Consider the following 17,486-nt stretch of genomic DNA (forward strand, 5'->3'; position numbering starts at 1 on the left):
ACGGCGCTTCAACGCTGCCTGTATTTCTCCGCCAACGCAGCGTACTCATGGGGCTCAGGGAAGCGCTCAAAACTGTGAGCCGCGCCAGTAACGGCCCATGACAACTTCTCGCTCGTCCAGGTTTCCATGAACGGTCTGAAGTTTTCGGGGTTTTCCAGCAAGGCACTGCGGACACCGATGACAGCATCGTTGCCTTCGGGCCGAGTGCAGATCCAGGTCAGGCAATCGGGACAGAACAGGTGTTGTGTCGCGCCGCGCAAACCACCCGCCACCGGCACGCCCCGGGTGATCACGAAATGCTCCGCCAACATCAATGCCGTCAGAGAGAACGCACTGGCAGCCATCTTCTGGCAACCCGTGCAGTGGCAGGCGCTGGTAGTGATCGGCTGGGCGCGCAGTTCAAAAGCAACGCCCCCGCAACGGCAACTGCCCATGGTGGTGATTGAGTGAGTCATGTTGTCTCCGCTTCCTGATGTTTCCAACGTCCCTGCACCATGCCGCGAACGATTCCATCCGCCTGGCACTTTCGATAAGCATGGCGCAGATACCCGTGCAAGCCTATTGAGCAAAACTGACCTGCGGCTCATCAGGAATGTATGAGGGGCTCGGGTAAAGCGCCCGCTGCCTACCGAGTGCGAAATGCTGCCCCTTGAACGCTGTCCGCCTCATGTTGGCGCGGCTTGAGCATGGGCGTCAGGAGCAGCAACGCCAGGGAGGCCGCCACGAGCAGTCCATAAGAGGCCTCGAACGTTCCCGTGCGGTCGCGCAGAAAGCCGAAGGCAAACGGCCCCACGGCGGCTGTGAGGTAGCCGATAAACAGCATGAAGGCCGTCCACTGGCTGGCCTCTTCGTGGGAGGTGGTGTTGTCCAGCGGCAGGGTCATGGCCAGGGCGAAACACGTGCCCTGCCCCAACGCGATAGCCACCACCGGTATCACCCCCAACGCATGGGGTGACAACCACAGCAGTGCCGCACCGACCGCCGACAACACCGCTGCCCCGGTCAGCCATCCGCGCCGATCCGCCGTGCTGCGGGTCACGATTCCCGAGAAAAAGCTGCTGGCGGCGACAACGGCGGTGAAGATGCCCAGGTTGATGCCAGGGCCCAGGGTATTGATCGCCAGCTCCCGACTGCTCTCGCCCACCCAGGCAAAGCAGGCGTAGCACACGAACTGGCTCAAGCCGAAGTACACCGCGATCAGCCAGGCCCGCCCCGTGCGTGCCGGAGCTTGACTGATGATGGCTGTCGACGCGGGCCCTGCGTGGGACCGGGAAGGAAAGACCGAGGCCAGGCGTTGCCAGCTGACAATGGCGAATACACAGAGGATTGCCCAGACACCCGCCGCCAGGCGCCAGCCACCGTCGGCGAGCGCGACATACTCGCTGCCGACCGCCGCCATAGTCGCGCCGACACCGAGTCCTGCGGCATAGATCCCCATCAGCAACGCGGCCTTGCTCGCAAAGTGGCTCTTGATCCAACCGCCGATCAGCGGCCCCGAGATTGCGACACCGATGCCCACCAGGAACGTCGACAGCAGAAGGCTGGTCGACGAACCCGCCAAGGCACGCAGCACCAGCGCCAGCCCGAGCAACGCCAGGGAAAACAGAATCACCCGATCATTGCCGAAACGCCGGCCAACGCCCGGGACAAAAATCGCGAAGAACCCCATGCACACATCCGGTATCGCGGTGAGCAACGCCGCCTCGGCGTGGCGCATGTCAAACTCGGCCTGAATGGCATGCACCAGCGGGCCGACCGAGACAATCCCCGGTCGCAACGCCAGCGCCATGATGAATAGGCCAAGGCCCGCCATCGATGCAACGGCCTTCGCTTTCTGACTGACTGCTACTGACACTTGATACCCCCGGGTCTCTATCGCTGAATTCATTTCTGTGGCAAATACTAAGGTCGACACAGACCCGGACGGTTTTTCATGAATGCCAAGATTCGTCGCCAAAGTGACACCTTGAAAAGCCACGGCAAAAGCGACGACTACAACGACTATCAGGACGTGCCACGGCCGATCACCGCCTTCTCCCGGGACCAGAAGGCGGGCAGCTACAACGCACCACACAGCCATCCGCGGGGGCAGTTTCTCTACGCCAGCGAAGGTTTGATGCGGGTAGCCAGCGACAATGGCATCTGGTCCATTCCGCCGCAGCGAGGGTTGTGGATTCCGGCGGGGATCGTGCACGACCAGGCCATGCTCACCGACACGCGGATGCGCACGATCTACATCGAGCGCAGCCAGGCCGGGCAATTTGGTACGCGGGTCAAGGTGATCGAGGTCGATACGCTGTTACGCGAGCTGATACTGGCGCTGGCCGACCAGCCCATGGTCTATCCGGACGATCTGCACAACCGAAGCGTGGTCGCGCTGATCCTGCACAAGCTCGAACACTCGCGCACCGTACCGTTGGAAATTCCCTGGCCACAGGACCGTCGCCTGGTCTCGATCTGCCAGCAGATCCTCGAGTCCCCGGCCATGACCCGGACCATCGAGCAATGGTCCGAGGTGGTCGGGGCGAGTACCCGCACCCTGATCCGCCTCTTCATCAAGGAAACCGGGATCACTTACCGCCAGTGGGTGCAACAGGTGCGCCTGGCCCAGGCCCTGACCATGCTCGAGGCCGGCGAGCCGATCAATCGCATCGCCGACAGCCTGGGGTTTGCCAGCCCGAGCGCGTTCTCGGCCATGTTCAAGCGCATACTCGGCGAGTCGCCCCGGGACTATCTGGACCGGGGCTGAAGATCATGGAAAGACAGGAGCACGTCAGATCGTTTCGCTTTCCCTGACACTCAGGGGACTGTCGAGCGTGTACTGGGCGATAGCGTCCTTGCGCATGAACGCGACACCGGGATGGCTCTTGGCGTAACGCAGAAACTCATCCCAGACCCTGATCATCTGCGGCGTACCACTGATGCGATCATGGGCACTGATCGACATCATCCGCCGCCGGCCGCCGGCCTCCTCGTAGAGCTGGTCGAACTCCAGCTTCACCTGCTCGAGAAATTTCCCGGGTGAATAGTTGCGTCCCTCGATCAACAGGATGTCGTTGTTGCGCAGGGTGTAGGGCACCACGACGAAATCCTTGCCATTGACCTGTTCGATAAAGGGTTCGTCCCGGCTGATATCGTCAATGTGATAGACGTAGCCAAGCTCCTGCAACAACGACAAGGTATTGGGCCCGCGACGTAGCCAGTTGGCGTTGTAACCCGTGACGGGTTGCCCGGTCACCTCCTGCAGCATGCTCGCCGACTGCTGGAGGAAAATGCGTTCCTCATCACGGCTCATGGCGAACTGCGAACTCCAGTGCGGACCATGCCCCGACGCCTCGTGACCACGGGCCACAATGTCCCTGGCAAGGGCCGGATTGCGTTTCACCGCATCGCCGATCATGTGGCAGGTGACTTTGACATCGTGGCGATCCCACAGGTCGAGCATCCGTGGAATGCCTTCGCGATAACCGTAGGCAAACCAGGTCCCGGTCGCCAGGTCGACTGGCACGCTGTCAGGGAAACTCACCCGGGGAAACGGGCTGTCGGTGTCTTTTGGCGGCTGCCCGCCGGCTTCGAACTGCATGGAGATCGATACCACCAGGCGGGTGTCGCCCGGCCAGAAACGTCCTTTGGTCCGGCTGGCGCCAGCCGTAACCGAAGCAGGCTGGTTCTTGCTGGCGGCGGCGGCATGTTCCGCGACCAGCAGGGAGCCGGCGGCCAGGACCGCCGCACCGGCACCGGCCTGGGCCAGGAATGTCCGGCGTTGGGGATTGGGCGGAGCGCTGGTATCAGCCGCGATCGGATTGTTCGTTGTGTCCATGTTACTGACCTCACCTGGAGTATTCGGCAGTTGGCATCAGGCAACTGCGGGGCATGGAGCGACCTACTTGATCAGCGCGCCGCCGTCGATATCGATGGTTGCACCGCTGATGAAGGGGTTGTCGATGACAAAGAGGAAACCCTGCGCAATGTCTTCGGCACGGCCGAAACGGCGAGCCGGCAGCGTGGCAGCCGCTTGCTCCAGCATCGCGCCACGCACCTTCGGGTCCATGCCCTGGTAGGCCTCGGTGTCCGTCAGGCCGGGACTGATCACGTTGACGCGGATGGGGGCCAACTCGACGGCAAGGATTTTTGCCACCGCCTCGATCGCGGCATTCATCGCGGTCTTGACCAGGGTGCCCGGCACGGTCCTGCGGGACAGAAAACCGGAGGTCAACGTCAGCGTTCCACCGGGCTTGATATACGCGGCAGCGGCCTTGGCAACGGCCAGCGTGCCCCAGAACTTGGTGTCGAAAGCCGCTTTGGCCGCCTGCAGGTCAAGGCTCGACAAGGCGCCACCGGGGGCCTGTGATCCGGCGGTGAAGATGACATGATCGACGGCTCCGACCGATGCGAAATAACGCTCCACCGAAGCGCTGTCGCTCACATCGAGACCGTTGCTGCGACTGACCGCCTTGACTTGCCCCGGGCGGTCGGACAGCGCCGTCGCGAGCGCTTTGCCAATACCGCTGTTACCGCCGATGACAATTGAAAGCGTGTGTTCATTGAAGGTCATTTGATTCTCCGTATCGACTGGCACCTGCCAGGTCGCGGGTGTGAATGCCGGTGCGGTCGAATCCAGCGACCACTTCCGCTCTTGTAGGGGCGGAAGTTAGTCTTTTAGCCTTGTCTTGATAATTGATTGAAAATCAAAAATGATTTTCGGCAATCCCGAATAATTGGCGGCCAACCATCAGTTGATGGCATCGCCCAGGACGTCAACGATCCGCTGCGCAATGTGCCCCACATGGGTTTCCAGAGCGAAGTGACCGGTGTCCAGCAACTCGACCACCGCGTTCGGGTTGTCGCGCTTGTAGGCCTCGGCGCCTGGTGGAATGAAGAACGGATCGCCCTTGCCCCAGATCGCCAGCGTCGGTACCTGTGTGTCGCGGAAGAACTGCTGGAACGCCGGGTACAGCTTCAGGTTGTTCTGGTAGTCGTAGAACAGGTCGAGCTGGATGTCCTTGTTGCCCGGACGTTCCAGCAACAGCGCATCCAGGTAGTAAGCTTCGGGGGCGATGACCTCGGGGTTGCTCACGCCTTCCACGTATTGCCAGCGAGTGCCTGGGAGGTTCAGCACGGCATCGTTGATCACCTGGCCATTCGCCTGGGAGCGCTCGGCCCAATACTGACGGATCGGTGCCCAGGCCTCGCCCAGCCCCTCCAGATAAGCGTTGCCGTTCTGCGAAACGATCGCGCTGACCCGCTCCGGGTAGGCCAGTGCCAGACGCAGACCCGTGGGCGCGCCGTAGTCGAAGAAATACAGGGCGTAGCGCTTGAGCCCCAGCACATCGACAAACTGGCGGAGGGTCTCGCCCAGGGCGTCAAAGGTGTAGACGTAGTTGCGTTCGGCCGGGACTTCGGTAAAGCCGAAACCGGGCAGGTCCGGTGCGATCAGGCGGTACTTTTCAGCCAGCAGCGGGATCAGGTCACGGAACTGGTGCGACGAACTGGGAAACCCGTGCAACAGTAGCAGTACCGGCGCATCTGGGGCTCCAGCCTCGCGGTAGAACACGCTGATGCCGTCGGCTTCGGCGAATCGATAGGTGATGTTTGTAGAGGGGGACACGCTCATGATCGAACTCCTTTGTAACTGTTAATTTATGCTTTACGGGTTACCTAGGTTTATTTTGCATCCGCCATGTAACTTGTCAAACTATTTTTATAGGTTACACTCGATTGACGATTTTCAGGACATGCCCATGACGACTTCCGCCCTCCCTTCTGAACTGCCCGCCCCGCTGATCCTGGCGGATCACCCGGCGCTCGACCTGCTGAACACGCAAATGATGGTCGAGGGCAAACGGCGTGATTTGCTCAACAGCGATGAGGACGCGGCGCGCTGGCTGGAACAGGTCGGCTTGGGGCTGGCAGCGGAATGGGTGGCCGGCGATGGGCGCTTGCTCGCGCAATTGCGCAGGCTGCGCGACGGCATCGAAAGCCTGATCGGCGCGCGCCGGGAGAACCGTAGCGCCGACCCCGCGCCACTGAATGCCTTTCTGCTGCGGGCGGTCCCACAACTGGTCTGGGACCCTTCGGGGCACCCTGTATTGGAGCGCTTCCATCAGGATGACGCCGTCGCCCGGCGGCTGGGCCAACTCGCCTATGCCAGTGCCGAGTTACTGGCCGAGGGGGATTTCAGGCTGGTGCGCAAGTGTGAAAGCCCGGAGTGCTCATTGATGTTTTACGACCGGACCAAGTCGCACAAACGGCGCTGGTGCAGCATGGCGCTGTGCGGAAACCGGCATAAGGTCGCCGAGTTCCGCAAGCGACGTCAGGGTGCCGCGGACTGAAGTCCGTCAGGTTGAGAATCAGATCGGCTGGTTATCCATCGCTTCGATCAGCGCAGACCTTATCTCCGGATCATTGGCGGTATGCCCGGCCTGTACGATCCTCAACTCCGCCTCCGGCCACGCGCAGGCCAGATCATAGGCGCTCTTCACCGGGCACACGAGATCGTAGCGGCCGTGCACGATCACTGCGGGGATATGCCTGATACGGTCCATGCCAGCGAGTAGCTGACCAGGCTCCAGAAAGAACCGGTTGCGGAAGTAATGGGTCTCGGCCCGGGCGATGCTGATCGCTATCTCGGGTGTCTCGAACAACCCGGCACCCTCTGGCTCGTGCAGCAAGGTCATGATGCCGCCTTCCCAATTCCCCCATGCCTGGGCGGCTTCCAGGCGCACCGCCGCGTCCGGGCTGTCGAGCCGACGCCAGTAGGCCTCGACCATATTGCTGCGCTCCTGCGCGGGGATGAAATCCCGGTATCGCGCCCAGCGCTCGGGAAATATCCAGGAGGCACCGGAGCCCATTTCATTCAACCAGTTCACTTCCTCCTGCCGCCCCAGGAAAATGCCGCGCAACACCAGGCTGGTGACACGCTCGGGGTGCGTCTGCGCATAGGTCAGCGCCAGGGTCGAGCCCCACGACCCACCAAAGACAATCCAGCGATCAATGCCCAGATGCACGCGCAGGGCTTCGATATCGGCAACCAGATGCCAGGTCGTGTTATCGGACAGTTCCGCGGGCGGCAACGACTGGCCGGCACCGCGCTGATCGAACAGGATCACCCGGTAGCGATCGGGGTCGAAAAACCGCCGTGCCGTTGGCGCGATACCGGCTCCCGGACCGCCATGCAAAAATACAACGGGCTGGCCATCAGGGTTACCGACCTCTTCGACATAAAGCCGATGCAGGGCATCCACGGGCAGGTGATAGCTTTTGTAGGGAGTAATGTCGGGATAAAAATCACGCATGGACAACCTCGTGGTGGACTGGAAAGCATGGCTTGGCCAATACGTCGACAGCCATGACTGCGCCTGCATCATAATGCGGCGCGAGCCATTGGCCGTCGATAAAGCCATGCCAGGCACTTTAGCAGCCCGTCAGCCCGCCAGCGGTGCATTGCCTTGATGGGCGCCCGAGGTCGAGCCGGTCGAGCGCTTGTCGCGGTACTGCAGCCAGGCACCGATCGCCACCAGCGACGCCGAGAGCAGCGCCGACACCAACAGTTCCATCTGATGTCCGGGCACCACGGCCATCAACCCCAGGAACGCGACAATGGCGAAGATGGTGAAATAGGACAGCGCCGGGAACAACGGCATTTTCACCAACAGGCTTTCACCTCGGGCCATGGCGCGCTTGCGCAGGATCACCTGGCTGATCGCGATGACCAGGTACATCACCAATGCAATGGTGCCGATGGTCGCAATCAGCGGCACCAGCACGGTTTGCGGCAAGGTGTAGTTGGCCACCAGCAATAGCAGCGACGCTGCGCTGGAATACAGGATCGCCACTCGCGGTACACCATTGGTGGTGGTCCGCCCCCAGGATCTGGGGGCGTCCCGGCGGGTGGCCAGGGAATAACCCATGCGCGAGGCGGTAAAGATCGCCGAGTTCAAGGTGCTGGCGACACCCACCAGGATCACGGTCTGGACGATAGCGGCGGCGCCGGAAATGTTCATCGCCTCCAGGGCAGACTGGAACGAGCCGTTGGCCAGCGCCGGGGAATTCCAGGCCACCAGGCTGACGATCAGGAAGATCGAACCGAAGTAGAAGATCACCATGCGCCACACCACCGAGCGAATCGCCTTGCGGATGTTCCTGCGCGGGTCTTCCGACTCGGCGGCGGCAATGGTGACGATCTCCATGCCGGTGAAACTGAACAGGGCCAGCACCAGCGCCGAGGCAATGCCGGCGATGCCCGTGGGCGCAAAGCCGCCGTCGGCCCACAAATGCTGCACGCCACGGGCATGGCCACCGGGCAACCAGCCAAATACCGCGGCAGTACCCAGGGCAATAAAGCCCAGGATGGTGACGATCTTGAATAACGACAGCCAGTATTCCAGGGCCCCGAAGTTCTTCACGCTGAGCACGTTGGTGGCGGTCAGCACGCAGATCAGCAAGGTCCCCACCAGTATCGACGGCACACCCAGCCAACCGCCGAGAATGTCCGAGGCAACGATGGCCTCCAGCGGGATGACCAGCACGTAGAACCACCAGTACAGCCAGCCGATGGAAAACCCGGCCCAGCGCCCCATGGCTTGCTGCGCGTAGGTGGAGAACGAGCCCGTGTCCGGGTTGGCGGTGGCCAGCTCACCGAGCATGCCCATCACCAGAATCACCAGCACCGCGGCGATTGCAAACGACACCAGCACCGCCGGGCCCGCCGCCGAAATGGCGCTGGCCGAGCCGACGAAGAAACCCGCGCCGATCACCCCGCCGATGGAAATCATGGTGATCTGACGGCTGTTGAGGCCTTTGGATAATGCGCCGTAGGGTGAAACCTTGTTGTTTGGATCGTGCATCGACTGCGCTCCTTGTAAGGGTGAATTCACACTGCCAAAGGCCCTAGTGGGCACTTCTGATCATGTCGGCGACTTTTTCGCCGATCATGATGCACACCGAGTTGGGGTTGCCGGAGATCAGCGTCGGCATGATCGACGCATCGGCTACCCGCAGCCCATCAATGCCATGCACCCTGAGATCGGGCCCGACCACGGCAAGCTCGTCCACTCCCATGCGGCAGGTCCCCGAAGGGTGCAACGCGGCGTGGGCTTGCTGATGGCAGAACTGCCTCATGGCTTCGCGCGAACGGATGCCGGCGTCCGGCACATGACGCCTGGCCACATAGGGTTTGAAAGCCGCCTGGGCCATGATCTCGTCGCCCACCAGGCAGCCATCCACCAGGCTTTCGATGTCGTAGGGGTCGCAGAAATAGTTGGGCACGATACGCGGTGGCGACATCGGATCAGCCGAATACAGCCCGACATATCCCCTGGACCGTGGCCGTATCTGCCCCAGGTTGAGAGTGCAGCCGTTGCCTCCGGGGACGGAATCCACCCCTTCCTCGATGCCGGCACCCACCACCATGAAGTACTGGATATCGGGATGACTGGCCGCCTTGTCGCCCCACCAGAAGGCGCCGCCTTCAATCAGGTTGGAGGCCGCCGGGCCCTGCCGGAACAGCGCGTACTGCAACCCCGCGAGCATTTTCCAGAACGGCTTCTTGTACTTGTCGTAGCTGTGAGGCCCGGTCAGTTCATAGACCAGCGAGATCTCGATATGGTCCTGCAGGTTCTGCCCCACGCCCGGCAGATCCTTGACCACCTTGATGCCATGCGCTTGCAACTGCGCCGCGGGACCGATCCCGGACAGCATCAACAGGCGCGGTGAGTTGATGGCACCGGACGACAGGATGATCTCCTTGTCGGCATGCATCACCTGGCGCACACCCTTTTCCAGGTACTCGACGCCGGTGGCCTTGTTGCCCTGCATCAGGATACGGATCACCCGGCAACCGGTCTTGACCGTGAGATTCTTGCGCTGCCTGGCCGGCGCCAGGTATGCCACCGCCGCACTGCTGCGCCAACCGTTCCTGGCGGTGATCTGGTACAACCCGCAGCCCTGGGGCGTGCCCGAATTGAAATCTTCGTTGTAGGGCAGGCCGTACTGCTGGCAGGCCCGCAGCCAGACTTTGGTCAGGGGATGGATATTGATCGGATCGGACACCCCCAGCGGCCCGCCGACACCGTGCACGTCGTTGCAGAAACGCTCGTTGTCCTCGGCCTTCTTGAAGTACGGCAGCACCTCGTTGTAGGACCAGCCGACGGCCCCCTGCTCTGCCCAGCCATCGTAGTCGGCGGGCACGCCACGGATGTAGATCATGGCATTGACCGAGCTGCCCCCACCCAGCACGCTGGCCTGGACCATGGTCGGCGTTTCGCTGCGCTGCTGGTCCTCGGTAGGCTCCCAGGCATAGCGTTTGAGCAACGGCCCCTGGGCGGTTTTGTAGTAGGCGCCGGGAATATGGATGTAGGGGCTGCGATCGCGAGGCCCCTCCTCGAAAAGCACAACGGACGCCGCCGCGTCCTCGCTCAGACGCGATGCGACCGTGCAGCCCGTGGAGCCGCCCCCGATTACGATGAAATCCACCATGACGACCTCAGATCTTTTTAGTATTGAACCGATTGTTGAAGCCTGATCGATCAACCCACCAGCCGGGTCAGAAGCGCCTTAAGTTCCCGGGCGACTTCGTAGCTGTTCTGTTGCTGTTGTTTTTTGCAGAACAACTCACAACTCCACCAGCCGACGTAACCGGTGGCTTTTACCGCTGCGGTCCACTCGACCAGATCCAGCACGCCACCGCCCGTGGGAACGTCCCTCAGCAGCTCTTCATTGGGAACACCACCGGCGAAGGGCAACGAGTCACAGACATGCACGCCGTAGATCACGTCCTTGTTCATCCCGGCGATGTCATCGGGGGTGACGCCGGAGGTAAAGCAATGCCAGTAGTCGATCACCATCCGCACGTTGCTGCGCTCGGTGCGATCGATCAGTTGCAACTGGTGCTGCAGGCTGTTGAGGGGAGTCCAGGACAAGGCCTCGAGGTAAAGCAGCAGGTCATATTGCTGGGCCAGGTCGGCCAGGGCGGCGAGGTTTTTCGCGGTCAACGCGTACTGTTCGGCCTGATCGAAACCCAGCAGCCCCGAGTAATGAGCGCTCTTGCCAAACCGCTGGAAATCAAGCACCGCCTGCACGTTGATCGGGCCGGTGAGCACTTGCACCCCCTTGGCACCCGCCAGGTTGGCCAGATGAAACAACCGCTCCGCTTCCTTCAACAGATCATCACGCTCGGCGCCCTGGCGCTCGATATCGCGCAGATAACCGATACCGGGAACCCGCACGTGCTTGAGTGTTTCCTGAAGCTGCGATTCGGCATAACCGGCCTGCAGATACGCTTCCAGTTTGCCGCTGTTAATTTCCAGCGCGTCGAAACCCACCGTCTTTGCAATGTCGATATCCATCGCCAGGGTCGACTGTTTTGCGACGGTGGAATGCAGGACCAGGATATTGTTTGGGGTTGTCATATGAGACTCCTACCGTTCAGCCAAGGTGGAAACTGCCAGCGCCGCGGCATCCAGGCGCTCCTGCGGCAAAGAGCCATCAGCGATGGCCGCGACAATCGCCTGCACGACCTGCGCGATCTGCGGCATCGCCCTGGCGGAAATCAGCAGCAGATCCGCTCCGGCCCGCAACGCCGCCACGGCCACTTCGCCGAGGGACGAATGTCCGATGACGGAGCGGTGGTCCAGGTCGATAGTCATGACCAGGCCCTTGAACCCCAGCTCCTGGCGCAGCAAGCCGATCAGCTCGGCTGAAATCGATGCCGACACCGGTGGCGTGCAGGCGGCAAACCGTGCCGGCCCCATCATCACCGCGTCCGCCCCGGCATCGATCCCGGCTTGAAAGGTCGGCCAGTAACGCCGCAGTTGCGCCATCGATTCGCCGACCACCGCCTCCTCTACCGCCGGTTGCCGCAACAACACCGGATGCCCGGGAAAGTGCTTCAGCGTGCTCGCCAACCCGGCCCGGCGTACACCACGCACATAGGCCGCCACCATCGCCGCGGCCTGTGGGATATCGTCGGACAGCGTGCGGCCCTTCAGCCAGATATTCGGGCCGCCCAGCACATCGGCGGTCGGCGACAGCAGCAGGTTCACGCCGGCGTTGCGCACCGCTGTCGCCACCTGAAAGCAGGTCTCTTCCAACTCGCTACTGTCCATGGCCCTGGCTGCATCGGGTTCAGGCAGCGCCGGGGTGATCCCTTGCAGACGGTGAACGGCAGAGATGTCGGCATCGGCCGCCAGCAGCAGTGGCCCACCCAGTTCGGTGGCGGTGCCGCTGAAGCGTTGCCAGGCATCCAGGGTTTCCGCCTCCAGGCGGCTCGCGCTCATTTTGCCGCTGACATATTCTTCGGCGGTCTCGCCAAACAACAGGCTGCGCCCGCCATTGCCGAGAAACCGGCGTACGTCATCCGTCATCTGCAGATCCAGTACCACCGGAAACAGGACGCTATAGGCCTTTCGCTCATGGGTACTCATGGTCAGTCCCCTGAGTGGCTATCGCCAGTTGGCGAACCCTGGAGGCAGCGTCCAAGAGCCACTGCCGGTCGAGCACACCGTCATGGACGGCCGCGACAATGGCGTCGGCAATGGCATCCAGTCCCGACTCGCTGGAGACCAGCAACAAATGCGCCCCGGCCAACAGCGACGCAACCGCCGTATCGGTGATGCTGTTGCCCCGCAGAATGGACACCGCATCCAGGTCATCGGAAATGATCAGGCCCTCGAAGCCGAGGGTGTCACGCAGCACCCCGATGACCTTGGGCGAGGTCGACGCCGAGTGATCAGGATCGATCGCAGGAAATACGGCCGGTCCTGGCATGACGGCTTTTACACCGGTGGCGATGACTGTCTTGAAGACTTCAAGGTTGTCATGGAGCAATTCCAGCGGCCCCGGCACGGTCGCCTCGGCAATGGCGGGATCCTGTTCGGTGACGTAGTGCCCGGGAAAGTGCTTGGCGGTGGCGACGACACCCGCGCGTTGCACCCCGCGGATAAAGGCGCAGGACACCCGGCTGACTTCAACCGGATCGGTTCCCAGGTGTCGATTGAGCAACCACGGATTGACCCCGGTGACCACATCCACGATCGGCGCCAGGAACAGGTTGACACCCAGGCCGCGGGCCGCGGTTGCCATCTCGAAACAGCGTTGCTCGATATCCTGGGCGCTGAGGCCCTGCAGCTGTGCCCGGGAAGCAACGGCGGGCACCAATTGGTGCAGGCGCTCGATACCACCCAACTCCTGATCCACCGCGATCAGCAGCGGCGCGCCGGCCAGGGCCGTGGCCTCTTGCACGACCTGGATAAAGTCGGCCCGGGATTCGCTGGCCTTGCGCTGCGGGCTCATGTCTCGGCCGACGTATTCATCCTGGGTTTCCCCCAGCAACAGGGATACACCACCCCGGTTCAGGTAACGGCGCACAGTGTCGTCCAGTTGCAGATCCCCGAACGCGGGAAGCAGTACCGAATACGCGGCGCGATGCAGTTCGCTTGACATTGTTTTTCCTCGACGGCGTTATGGGAGAGCATGCAACCGAGTATCACGGGGGCTGTTTTCTTTCTCCATTTCGCACACAATCGATACCTGACGCGAACTGAAGCACCCGGCTACAACCAGCCTTGAATTGCGCAGGCCGGCATGGAACATGCTTTATCCAGTACCAGGACATTCAAATGCTTGAGGAGGTTATGCCGGTTAAGCAAAAGGTTATTCGATAACCACGCTATAACTTTCATAACTTGCGCCTTAACCGAGCTGACCCGTCGAGAGAACCATGCCCAGTCGAGGAGACACCCCCACCATGTCGTTAGCGGCCGCCACGTCGCACCCCGAGCGCCAGCAGGTACGCAGCGACTTGCAGGCCAATGTGCAAAAGAACCTGAGCACGCTCGTCGAGTCCTGCCGCTCGGTTGCGGATATGTGCCGCAAAGTTGATGTCAATCGCCAGCAATTCAATAAATACCTGGTGGGCCAGCACATTCCTTCACAGAAGATCCTGCAGAAGATCGGTCGCTATTTCATGATGGAAGCGGAAGATCTTTTTCGTCCTCCCGCCGAGTTCAAGAAGTTCTATGAAGGGTATGAAAACGAATTGCCGACGGACTTGCGTGCCTCGGAACAATTCAATCATTTCCTGCCGCTGGCCAAGCAGTCGGCCGACTTGCTCGAAGACTATCTGGGCGTCTATTACCGCTACCACAACTCATCGATCTACAAGGGCCGGATCCTGCGTTCGGTGACCTGCCTGTATCGCGCCGACTCGATGGTGCAGTACGTCACCATCGAGCGTTTTCCGTTGCGCGACGGCAGCGGCAAGATCGGCTACTCGTTCACCTACCACGGATTTTGCCTGCTGCTGGGCGACCGCCTGTTCATGGTCGACTTCGAAGGCAAGCAGCGCAACGAGATGACCTTTTCGATCCTGACGCCCCAGCATCGCCGGCCGATCCGCTTTCTTTATGGGTTGGTCACCGGTGTGGCTTCGTCCTCGTTCCGCCAGCCCTTCTCCACCCGCATGGCCCTGGGGCTCGTGGACAAAGGCAAGATCCGCAAGCATCACCTGCGCAATGCCACCGTCGTGCTGCCCAGCGATCAGTCCATTCCCCTGGAGGTGCGCGAATACATGACCGGCGATAACGCCACCATCGTCTGGGGCGGTCAGGATTGAGGTGGCGGGGCCGCTTCGTGGCCCCCGCGCACTACCATCACCTCGACCAACGACGGCCCCTTGCTGTTCAGCGCCTTGACAAGCGTGGGGGTGAGTTGTGAAGCGTGTTCGACCCGCCAGGCCTCAAGGCCAAAGTTGCGGGCGATGCCGGCGAAGTCCGGGGCGTACGGTTTGCCGTCCGGCAGATTGAACTCACCGGCGCGGTGCTGCTCGATAGCCGAGGCTTGCCCGCCGTTCACAGGCCCGTCGGCACTGTTGTTGAAAACCAGGAACACCACCGGAATGCTGTGCATCACACAGACGGCCATCTCCTGCATCGACTGCAGCAGATCGCCGTTGCCCACGGCACACACCACCTGACGCGCCGGCATGGCAAGTTTCGCCCCGATGGCGGCAGGGACGGCCCAGCCGAGAGTACCCAGGGGGCCGGCGCACAACTGACTGTGGGGGTAATGAACCGGAAACATCGCGCTGACCCGGGCCTGGATACGCCCCGCCCCCACCACCAGGAGCGCGTCCTTTTCCAGAACCGAACGCGACGCCCGACCTTCGCGCATCACGGCAGTCTTGCGCGGGATCACCGGAGGTTCCGCGCGCAAGGTGGCCGGCGGCAGGCTGGCATCGATCACGGCGCTCTGTACGAGGTGTTCAATCGCCAGGCTGACCGGACCGACGCGCCCGGTGAACATCGTATCGAACGCCTGGCGCAAGGCCAGGGGCAGTTGTTCAATCGCCGACACCATCACCTGCTCTTTCGTGATGCTCGCATCTACCGCTTCACCGCGTCCACCACTGATCACCAGCAGCGCCGAAGACTGCTCGCGTGCGGCCGCCACGGCGCCCAGGGCCTTCGAAATGCCCAGCGCGCCCTCCAGCACCACGGCCATGGGGCGCCCGCACGCGCGAAAGTAACCATCGGCAAGGTGCACCGCGCTGTGCTCCTGCATGACATGGATAAACGGAATATCCGTCCCCGGCGCCAGCAAGGCCTCCACCAGCAGCCATGAACCGTCGCCCGGTATCCCGGCCACATAGTCGACACCGTTCGCTTTCAACGCTTTCGCAACAATCTGGCCACCAGTGAGCTTCACGGAACACTCCAGTCGAACGGGCGCAGGCCTCGGCGCGAATGCACCGCGCCTCGCCCGAGGATCGCCCCTGGAGTATTCGCCCCCCCAGGGCCCGGCTCAATTTCGCACCCCCCGCAAAAGAGACGCAGGTTGACGCAAATGATCCGCCCCGCCACCCGCCCGGGGGAGAACTATCCTCAGGGGAGCCGCCTGCGCCGATTAGGTCACTTTGATGCGTCAGAGTGCGTCGCTTTTAAAAGGGCTGCGAAATTGAGTGCCTTGCCTGCCCGGCCAATACTCGATCCATGAAAACAAAAAGCCGAGCCTATCAAGCGCTGGGCGCGTCGCTTCAAGGCTTTACCTCATAAACCCTTGACCTTGTAAACCGGGAAAAGCGTGCGTCGCCCAGCCAAGGAAGAGTCAATCGGACCAGTGGAGGTCTTACCCACCTCCCCAGCCGCATGGAATCAATGCTGGCCATACCACTGCCGATCCAACTGACTGCATGAAAAAGGAGGCGCCCGGCAACAGCCGCCGGGCCTTCACCTTGCAAGTCGCTCAACATTTGCACACAACCACCCTAGGCAGGAACTCGAAATGAAAAAAGAAACAGAGACGGGTTATGGTTTGACCGGCATTGACCTCAACTCCATCAGTTTGAAACGGCGCTCGTTCCTGCTGGGCGCCGCCGCCTCTGCCGCGGGCTTGTATATCGGATCGTTCGTACCCAGCGCTTTTGCCGCGACGACAGGCCACCTGGAAATCCTCGGTTGGGAAGGTGAAACCGGTGAAGCGGAACTGGCCGAGTGGCGCAAGCAGCGCGGCGTCACCGTCCGCTCCAGCTATGCCAGCAACCAGGACGACATTACCGCCCGACTGGCCGGCACAGACCCGGTACAACTCGACCTGACCATGTACGCCCTGGGCTACGAGAAGATCTACAAGGAAATGGGCCTGCTCAAGGCCATCGATACCGCGAAGATCCCCAACTACTCGGCCGACAATACCCTGCCACTGTTCTACAAGGGCAGCCGCTGGTACTGGGATGGCAAGCAATGGGGCATCCCGTTGCTGTGGGGCATGAACACCATCGTCTACAACCCCAAGAAGGTGAGCAAGCCGACGGTGTACAAGGATCTGCTGGACCCGAAACTCAAGGGCCGGCTGACCTTCGTCGACGACGGCACCTCGAACTGGTCCCTGATCGCGGCCATTGGCGGCTACGCCGACAAATACCCGAACCTGACCCATGCCGAGTTCAACGACGCCTTCGAAAAACTCAAGCCCTACCGTGATCAGTGCCGCGTGTTTGCCGCCTCTTCGGGCGACGCCGTATCCCTGCTGGTCTCGGGTGAAGTGGACGTGGTGTTCTCGGCCTCCGCCAACACCCCGAGCGAAACCACCAAGCGCGGCATCACCACCGCCCTCTCCGTGCCTCAGGAAGGCGCCGCCCTCTGGTGCGATGCCCTGTTCATTCCGAAGACCGCCAAGGACATCCCCCTGGCCCTGGAATTCATCAACAAGACACTGGAAGCGCAAACCCAGGCCAAGATGGCAACCACCATGTTCTCCGGCGTGGTCAATCCCAAGGCCATTCCCCTGCTTCCCGACGACTTGAGAAACACCTTCGACTACGAACACCTGGATAGCTTCTTCGAGAAATCCAAACTCTACGGCCAACCGCCGCTGAGCTCCGAGCAGTACGTGACCTACGCCGAATGGATCGATCAGTGGGCAAACTTCAAGGGCTCGTTCTAGAGCGCTTGGCAGGCCGTTGAGGGGCGCGTGTCCGCGAATACGCGCTT

Annotated in this window: 16 protein-coding genes; 4 read left to right on the plus strand and 12 right to left on the minus strand. The window is 61.7% G+C overall.

Annotation, left to right across the window (positions count from 1 at the left end):
- Positions 1–8 precede the first annotated feature (8 nt).
- Positions 9–455, minus strand: coding sequence for a GFA family protein (locus HX851_RS41675; RefSeq protein WP_177063909.1), 447 nt, complete (start codon positions 453–455; stop codon positions 9–11).
- Positions 456–625: 170 nt separating this feature from the next.
- Complete coding sequence (locus HX851_RS41680; protein WP_177063910.1) at positions 626–1,813, minus strand: MFS transporter; 1,188 nt, start codon at positions 1,811–1,813, stop codon at positions 626–628.
- 120 nt (positions 1,814–1,933) lie between these two features.
- Between HX851_RS41680 and HX851_RS41685 the strand changes: the two genes are divergently transcribed.
- Positions 1,934–2,749, plus strand: coding sequence for an AraC family transcriptional regulator (locus tag HX851_RS41685; RefSeq protein WP_177063911.1), 816 nt, complete (start codon positions 1,934–1,936; stop codon positions 2,747–2,749).
- A 24-nt stretch (positions 2,750–2,773) separates the two neighbouring features.
- Here HX851_RS41685 and HX851_RS41690 read toward each other — a convergent pair whose 3' ends face one another.
- From HX851_RS41690 to HX851_RS41700, 3 genes are all read right to left on the minus strand, one after another.
- Positions 2,774–3,820, minus strand: coding sequence for a polysaccharide deacetylase family protein (locus HX851_RS41690; protein WP_177063912.1), 1,047 nt, complete (start codon positions 3,818–3,820; stop codon positions 2,774–2,776).
- A gap of 63 nt (positions 3,821–3,883) precedes the next feature.
- Positions 3,884–4,555, minus strand: coding sequence for an SDR family oxidoreductase (locus HX851_RS41695; protein WP_177063913.1), 672 nt, complete (start codon positions 4,553–4,555; stop codon positions 3,884–3,886).
- Positions 4,556–4,732: 177 nt separating this feature from the next.
- Positions 4,733–5,614 (minus strand): alpha/beta fold hydrolase, encoded by an 882-nt coding sequence (locus HX851_RS41700; protein ID WP_177063914.1) that lies wholly within the window; start codon positions 5,612–5,614, stop codon positions 4,733–4,735.
- Positions 5,615–5,741: 127 nt separating this feature from the next.
- Here HX851_RS41700 and HX851_RS41705 point away from each other — a divergent pair, with 127 nt between their 5' ends.
- Positions 5,742–6,332, plus strand: coding sequence for a CGNR zinc finger domain-containing protein (locus tag HX851_RS41705; protein ID WP_177056735.1), 591 nt, complete (start codon positions 5,742–5,744; stop codon positions 6,330–6,332).
- An 18-nt stretch (positions 6,333–6,350) separates the two neighbouring features.
- On the opposite strand, the gene pip is transcribed toward HX851_RS41705, so the two are convergent.
- The 6 genes from pip to HX851_RS41735 all read right to left on the minus strand — a co-directional run bounded on the left by pip (position 6,351) and on the right by HX851_RS41735 (position 13,440).
- Entirely contained in the window at positions 6,351–7,295 is a 945-nt protein-coding gene (gene pip / locus HX851_RS41710; protein ID WP_177064091.1) for a prolyl aminopeptidase, read from the minus strand.
- A 129-nt stretch (positions 7,296–7,424) separates the two neighbouring features.
- The gene (locus tag HX851_RS41715) at positions 7,425–8,846 is read right to left on the minus strand and encodes an amino acid permease (protein WP_177063915.1); all 1,422 of its coding nucleotides are present in this window, start codon (positions 8,844–8,846) and stop codon (positions 7,425–7,427) included.
- 43 nt (positions 8,847–8,889) lie between these two features.
- A complete protein-coding gene (locus HX851_RS41720) occupies positions 8,890–10,476 on the minus strand; it encodes a GMC family oxidoreductase (RefSeq protein WP_177063916.1) in 1,587 nt (528 codons plus the stop codon).
- A gap of 50 nt (positions 10,477–10,526) precedes the next feature.
- Entirely contained in the window at positions 10,527–11,408 is an 882-nt protein-coding gene (locus tag HX851_RS41725) for a sugar phosphate isomerase/epimerase family protein (RefSeq protein WP_177056731.1), read from the minus strand.
- Positions 11,409–11,417: 9 nt separating this feature from the next.
- Positions 11,418–12,422: a glycoside hydrolase family 3 N-terminal domain-containing protein gene (locus tag HX851_RS41730; RefSeq protein ID WP_177063917.1), complete on the minus strand. Its 1,005-nt coding sequence runs from the start codon at positions 12,420–12,422 to the stop codon at positions 11,418–11,420.
- Positions 12,409–13,440 carry a glycoside hydrolase family 3 N-terminal domain-containing protein gene (locus tag HX851_RS41735; RefSeq protein WP_177063918.1) on the minus strand — a complete coding sequence of 344 codons (1,032 nt, stop codon included), beginning with the start codon at positions 13,438–13,440 and terminating at the stop codon, positions 12,409–12,411. Before HX851_RS41735 ends, HX851_RS41730 begins: the two co-directional genes overlap by 14 nt.
- 304 nt (positions 13,441–13,744) lie before the next feature.
- On the opposite strand from HX851_RS41735, the gene HX851_RS41740 reads away from it, so the two are divergent.
- Positions 13,745–14,611 carry a helix-turn-helix transcriptional regulator gene (locus tag HX851_RS41740; protein ID WP_177056728.1) on the plus strand — a complete coding sequence of 289 codons (867 nt, stop codon included), beginning with the start codon at positions 13,745–13,747 and terminating at the stop codon, positions 14,609–14,611.
- On the opposite strand, the gene HX851_RS41745 is transcribed toward HX851_RS41740, so the two are convergent.
- The gene (locus HX851_RS41745) at positions 14,602–15,702 is read right to left on the minus strand and encodes a thiamine pyrophosphate-dependent enzyme (protein WP_177063919.1); all 1,101 of its coding nucleotides are present in this window, start codon (positions 15,700–15,702) and stop codon (positions 14,602–14,604) included. The genes HX851_RS41740 and HX851_RS41745 overlap by 10 nt on opposite strands.
- A gap of 576 nt (positions 15,703–16,278) precedes the next feature.
- Between HX851_RS41745 and HX851_RS41750 the strand changes: the two genes are divergently transcribed.
- Positions 16,279–17,439 carry an ABC transporter substrate-binding protein gene (locus tag HX851_RS41750; protein ID WP_177056726.1) on the plus strand — a complete coding sequence of 387 codons (1,161 nt, stop codon included), beginning with the start codon at positions 16,279–16,281 and terminating at the stop codon, positions 17,437–17,439.
- Positions 17,440–17,486: the final 47 nt, after the last annotated feature.

This window comes from Pseudomonas gingeri, assembly GCF_013385635.1.
In the GTDB taxonomy this organism is placed as follows: domain Bacteria; phylum Pseudomonadota; class Gammaproteobacteria; order Pseudomonadales; family Pseudomonadaceae; genus Aquipseudomonas; species Aquipseudomonas gingeri_A.

Excerpts from the sequence above, each read along its gene's own strand:
- HX851_RS41675 (WP_177063909.1), bottom strand. The coding sequence starts at position 455 with ATGACTCACTCAATCACCACCATGGGCAGTTGCCGTTGCGGGGGCGTT.
- HX851_RS41680 (WP_177063910.1), bottom strand. The coding sequence starts at position 1,813 with ATGGCGGGCCTTGGCCTATTCATCATGGCGCTGGCGTTGCGACCGGGG.
- HX851_RS41685 (WP_177063911.1), top strand. The coding sequence starts at position 1,934 with ATGAATGCCAAGATTCGTCGCCAAAGTGACACCTTGAAAAGCCACGGC.
- HX851_RS41690 (WP_177063912.1), bottom strand. The coding sequence starts at position 3,820 with ATGGACACAACGAACAATCCGATCGCGGCTGATACCAGCGCTCCGCCC.
- HX851_RS41695 (WP_177063913.1), bottom strand. The coding sequence starts at position 4,555 with ATGACCTTCAATGAACACACGCTTTCAATTGTCATCGGCGGTAACAGC.
- HX851_RS41700 (WP_177063914.1), bottom strand. The coding sequence starts at position 5,614 with ATGAGCGTGTCCCCCTCTACAAACATCACCTATCGATTCGCCGAAGCC.
- HX851_RS41705 (WP_177056735.1), top strand. The coding sequence starts at position 5,742 with ATGACGACTTCCGCCCTCCCTTCTGAACTGCCCGCCCCGCTGATCCTG.
- pip (WP_177064091.1), bottom strand. The coding sequence starts at position 7,295 with ATGCGTGATTTTTATCCCGACATTACTCCCTACAAAAGCTATCACCTG.
- HX851_RS41715 (WP_177063915.1), bottom strand. The coding sequence starts at position 8,846 with ATGCACGATCCAAACAACAAGGTTTCACCCTACGGCGCATTATCCAAA.
- HX851_RS41720 (WP_177063916.1), bottom strand. The coding sequence starts at position 10,476 with ATGGTGGATTTCATCGTAATCGGGGGCGGCTCCACGGGCTGCACGGTC.
- HX851_RS41725 (WP_177056731.1), bottom strand. The coding sequence starts at position 11,408 with ATGACAACCCCAAACAATATCCTGGTCCTGCATTCCACCGTCGCAAAA.
- HX851_RS41730 (WP_177063917.1), bottom strand. The coding sequence starts at position 12,422 with ATGAGTACCCATGAGCGAAAGGCCTATAGCGTCCTGTTTCCGGTGGTA.
- HX851_RS41735 (WP_177063918.1), bottom strand. The coding sequence starts at position 13,440 with ATGTCAAGCGAACTGCATCGCGCCGCGTATTCGGTACTGCTTCCCGCG.
- HX851_RS41740 (WP_177056728.1), top strand. The coding sequence starts at position 13,745 with ATGTCGTTAGCGGCCGCCACGTCGCACCCCGAGCGCCAGCAGGTACGC.
- HX851_RS41750 (WP_177056726.1), top strand. The coding sequence starts at position 16,279 with ATGAAAAAAGAAACAGAGACGGGTTATGGTTTGACCGGCATTGACCTC.